The organism is Rhizobacter sp. P2_H2, assembly GCF_056403375.1.
The window spans coordinates 1-5,275 of sequence record NZ_JBFUFP010000320.1 but is presented as its reverse complement, the minus strand read 5'-3'; the positions used below and the strand labels follow the sequence as shown (position 1 = coordinate 5,275).

Sequence of the window (5,275 nt, the reverse complement as noted above, 5' to 3'; positions counted from 1 at the left end):
GCACCGTCACCGCAAGGCAAGCCAGGGGACAAGAAGGACGACAAGGAAAAGAAGGACGAGAAAAAGGACGACAAGAGAAAGGACGACAAGAAGAAGGATGCCAGGAAAGGCGGCGAGGAAGGTGAAGACAAGGCGAGYGGCAAGGACGAGGAAGGCCAGGACAAGGGCAAGGGCGACAAGAAGAAGGCTGCTGCCGGCGGCGGCCGGGCTGGCGGACTGCCCGATGACGTGGAGGCGCAGCCGGTCGGTGAGGTCGAAACCGATCCCGAGCCGCCCACCGAGGGAACGTCGCTGGACGTGCCGCTCAGCTTCGACCCCGAGGCCCTGGTGCCCGAGTGGGAGGCCGACGCGGAACTGCCGGCCGGCATCCTGCCGCGCCGCGAAGGCAGTGCCACCAAGCCGGCCGAGCAGAAGAAGAAGGACAAGGAGGAAGGCAAGCGTCCGGCCGGTCCCGCCGCGCATCCGGCCGCGCCGGAGAGCGACCCGCAGGCCGTGGACGCGGCGCGCGAGGCCGCGCGCAGCGCCTATGCCGACCTGCACCGCGAGGCACGCCGCGAACAGGAGACGCTGGCCTCCGAAGCCAGCCAGCTGACGGCCTGGATGAGCCACCACTACGGGCTCACCGCCGAGAYCATCACCCAGCAGCACGATGCCGGCGTCTCGCAGCTCGACGCCGAGGCCAACCGCGCGTGCGAAGAGGCCGACGCGCGTGCCACCGAAGCGCAGTTCACGCTGCAGGCCAGCTACATCGATGCGGCGAACAGCCTGCAGCGCGCCGCCAACAGCGCCTGGGGCGCGATCAATGCCAACGATGGTGCCGCCTCGGCCATGATCAGTGCCCAGGTGAGCGCCATCGAGACTGCGCACACCACGCAGTTCACCACCGTGACGGGGCGCGCGGCCAAGCAGTTCGAGACCACGACGAAGGCGATCACCGAGTGGGGCGACAAGCGCGCCGAGACCTTCAAGGTCGAGGGCGTGGGCGCCCTGCAAGGTGCGAAGAACGAGCGCATCCTCCCGCGCGTGCCCGGCCTGGTGAAAAAGAAGGTCGATGAGCTGACCAAGCACAACACCGAAGTCGTCAAGGCCTGGAACACCACCAACACGACGACGCTGTGCAATGCCAGCTGCACCTACCGCGGCAGCCTGGACAGCAACCGCAAGAAGACCTTCGACGCCGGCCGCAAGTCGGTGGGCGGCGCCCTCAAGCGCGCGAAGAAGGGGCTCGCCGGTCAGTTCGCCGCCGCGCAGCTGAACCTGCGGCAGATGCGCGCCGCCACGCTGCACCAGCTGCGTTCACAGCAGAAGGCCGCGCGCACCCGGCTCACGACACAGGCACGTGCCGTGCTGAACGGCGCCTTGCGCGGCGCCAAGGGCGCCGTCGGTTCGGTCGAGTCCGCCACCCGCGGCGCCCTGCCCGGCTACTGGCGCAGTGTGCAGGGCTTCGGCCAGAACCTGCGCGCCACCGGCATGAGCGGCGGGGCCGCCGCCGTGCGCCGGCTGTCGCAGACTGCGCCCGCTTCCTTGCGCAAGGGGCTCGCATCCACTGGGGCGTCGGTGCGCGAACGCCATGCCGGCAACCGCGATCGCCTGGAATCCGAGCAGGCACAGCAGAAGGACGAACTGGCGACGAACCGCGCCAAGGAACTCGACACGACCTTGCAGGCCATGGGCCAGGCCGCCACCCACGGCGAGCAGCAGCAGAGCGAGCGGGTGCAGGCCTTCGTGAAGTCGGCGATCCAGTTGCGCGACAGCGTCACCGCTGCGGCCCAGAGCTGCATGGGCAAGCCGGCCGACCTGCTCAAGGCATCGATCGAGAAAAGCCAGGGGCAGGCGCATGCCTCGCTCCTGGCCATGTTCACCGGCATCCAGCCGCCACCGCCGCCTCCTCCGCCTCCCGGCACGGACACCGAAGGCGGCGGCCCGGACTGCACGAGCTGCAACAAGGAGAAAGGCGGTGACAAGGGCAGCGGCGGCGACAGCGGTCCCAAGGGCCTCAATGCGCAGGCCGACAAGGAAGTCGAGCAGCTGCAGGAGGCCGCCAAGGTCGACGTGGTGTTCGAGCCCGCCCTCATCGCCATCGGCGCCAAGGTCGCCAGCAAGCTGACCAAGCACGGCCAGGACGTGAATGCCGCGTTCACGGGCGCCTTCGCCGGCTCCGTGAAGGAGGAAGCGGTGACCGGCGGCCTGCACGGCCTGACCAAGGCCCAGGGCAATGCGTTGAACCTCAAGGACTATCCCGCCGCGGTCACCGTGGTCGGTTCCACGCTGACCGACGAGCTCGCCTTCTACCTGGGCGAGAAAAGCGACGACTACCAATCCGCGATCAAGTACCTGGCAGGCGACGCGGTGGGTGGCGCCAAGCTGGAGGCGAAGGCCTCGCTGGGCGTCTTCAACGACGACGAGGCGCGCATCGAGAGCACGCTGCGCAACCTCTCGCCCACCGAGGCCGCCGAGCTGGCCGCCTCCGATCCGGCGCTGGCGGCCAAGGTGCGCGACGCCCTGGACGGCACCGACCAGAAGGTGTTCGACGCGCTGATGAAGGGCGACACCCAGACGGCGGACGCGCTTCGCATGAAGGACGCGGTCGACGAGGCGCGCCGTGACGGAGATGCCGATGCGGTGCACGCCGCAGAGGCAAAGTACACGGCGATGCGCGAGGGCGACTGGAACAAGCGCGACATGGACGAGCGCGCCGAGCTCGAGGAGTGGACCCCCGAGCGGCGCGAGCAGGAAGAGGACAAGCACCGCGCCGGCGTCGCCAAGGCGCTCGGCAAGATGGTGTCGGACACCGACGTCGCGCACGCCGCCGGCCCGAACGGCGTGGCCGCGATGAGCGACGAGGAACGCGCGGCCGCCTATGTGACGCGCGACATCACGGTCTACGTGGGCGGTGGCGGCGACATGCCGCCCCAGCCGGTGACCATGAGCATGACCGGCGCCAACAAGGACCTGGCCGCCGCCATCCTGCTGCACGGGAACAAGAGCGTCGAGGCGCAGTCCGCGCGCCTGGGCGTGGAGATCGAGCGCAAGGACGATGCGCCGAAGGCGATCAACGTCGACACCGCGGTGTTCGACGACCGCTTCACGCCCGACAACCCGCAGGCCGGCCCCGAGGAGAAGGCCGAGAACGAGAAGCGCCGGGCTGCAGCGCGCCAGAAGAAGGCCCAGGTCCTGCTGCTGGCCGGCCAGAAATACGCCGGCGCCGAAGCGCCACCCAAGGACTTCAAGCCCGACGCGGCCAAGCCGCTGGAGGACCCGCGCGTCGCCGCGGCGCGCGAGAAGCTGGGCACCAAGTTCACCGAGCGCTTTGGCGAGGACACGATCGGCGCCGACCTGGTCAAGGGCCTGATGAAGGACGACCGTCCTTCGGCCAAGACCAATTCGCTGGCCATGCAGCATGCGATGTACTCGCACGCGGGCACCAACGAAGACCTGATGTGGCGCTTCACCGAGCRCATGACGCGTGTCGAGATCGACGCGATGCGCGACCAGTTCAAGGCCGACACCGGCAAGGACCTGGACGGCGAGATGGGCCTGCACGGCAAGGGCCCGTTCTTCTCGGAGCTGTCGGGCGACGACCGGCTGCGCATGGAGCGCGCCATGCTCGGCGTGCCCGTCAACGACAAGGAGAAGCTCGAGGCGGCGGTGTTCGCGATCGAGCAGCAGAAGCGCGAGACCGGCGCGCTCGGCAAGCTGCTCGCCTCGGGCAGCAGCGGCGAGAAGTCGATGGAGACGACGCTGTCGAACCTCTACGAGGCCGCCGGCGTGAAGAAGGAGGACTTCACCCGCGAGGGCCTGCTCAAGGGCGGTGGCCTGTTCGACAAGAACGGCAACTACACGGGCAAGCAGAAGGACAAGTTCGTCTCCGGCACCGACAACGCACTGGGCGCCGCGCAGAACTACCAGGCGGTGATCGATTCGTACGCCGACATCGCGACCACGGGCATCGCGATCATCGGTGCGATCGCCGCGGCCGCGATCACCGTGGCGACCGGCGGGGCGGCCGGTCCGCTGATCGCCGCCGCGGTGGTCGCGGGCCTCGCCTCGATGGGCGCCAACTACGCGATCAAGGGCGGCCGCTACGGCTGGGAACAGGCGGCGGTCGACCTGGGCATGACCGCGGTGCAGGCGGTGACCGCGGGCGTCGGTGCGCAGCTCGGCGCGGCCGCCCAGGTCGCCTCCAAGGGCGCGCAGGCGGCCTCGCAGGCCAGCCGCATGATCGCGTCGCTGGCCCGCATCTTCACCGGCAACCCGGTGGTCGACCAGATCATCATCGGCGCGATCACCAGCAGCATCGGCACGCTGGGCAGCACGGCACTGCAGGAACAGACCTGGGAGAAGGGAGCGGGCCACGCGGTCGGTGCGCTGTTCGAGGGTCTGCTGAAGGGCGCGCTGACCGGCGCGGCCACCGCGGCCGTGTCGCAGGCGATCGAGGTCGGCGGCGGGCTCGGTCCGAAGCTGCAGGCGCTGTCCGCCGAGGGCGGACCCGCCGCGGCACTGCGGGCGGTCACGCTGCGCGGCGCGGGCCGCGCCCTGATCGCAGGGGCCGGCGGCATGGCCGGCAAAGGCACCGAGATCATGTTCGACCAGGCCACCGGCAAGTTCAAGGGCCGCGGCGAGGATGCCTTGTGGGAGATCGGCAAGGCCGGGCTGCATTCCGCGGTCCAGGGCTTCGGCGAAGGCGCGGCCGAGGCGGTGGGGCAGCGCTTCCACAACGCGTCGATGCGCAAGCTCGAATCCGACATCAACAACGAGCGCAAGAGCCGCGGCATGGAGCCCTTGGAACCCAAGGCCCTGGCCGAGGCGGCGCAGGACCTGGCGCTGCTCAACCTGGCCGGCGGCAACGACGGCCTGTCGCGCGCCATCCACCTCGACCACGTCGCCACGCACGGCGGCATCAACGCCACCATCGCCACGCCGCATCCGGATCCGGTGGTGCTGGACAGCATGCGCGCCGAGCTGCTGCGCCACGTGCCGCCGGAGCTGCACGGACAGTTCGGCGACGTCCCGATCCGCGTGATGCCCGAGGCCGAGTTCCGCGCGATGACGCGCAGCGAGTCCGGCAACGTGGTCACGCTGATCCACGAAGGCAAGCCGACGGTGGTGATCCGCGAGGGCACACCGATCTCGCGCCTGGCCGACGAAGGCCCGCACCTGATGCAGACGCGCGAAGGCCCCTCCAAGGTCCGCGTCGCCAAGCTGGACGAGGCTGCGCTCGCGCACTGGGACCAGCTGCCGGTGGAGGCTCAGCTGGAGCTGTACCGCAACAAGG

1 protein-coding gene is annotated in these 5,275 nt (G+C 69.8%); it reads left to right on the top strand.

Annotated features, from left to right (window positions below):
- Positions 1–5,275: hypothetical protein (locus tag AC1D15_RS16900; RefSeq protein WP_477826878.1), on the top strand; the 5,275-nt coding region annotated here is incomplete at both ends.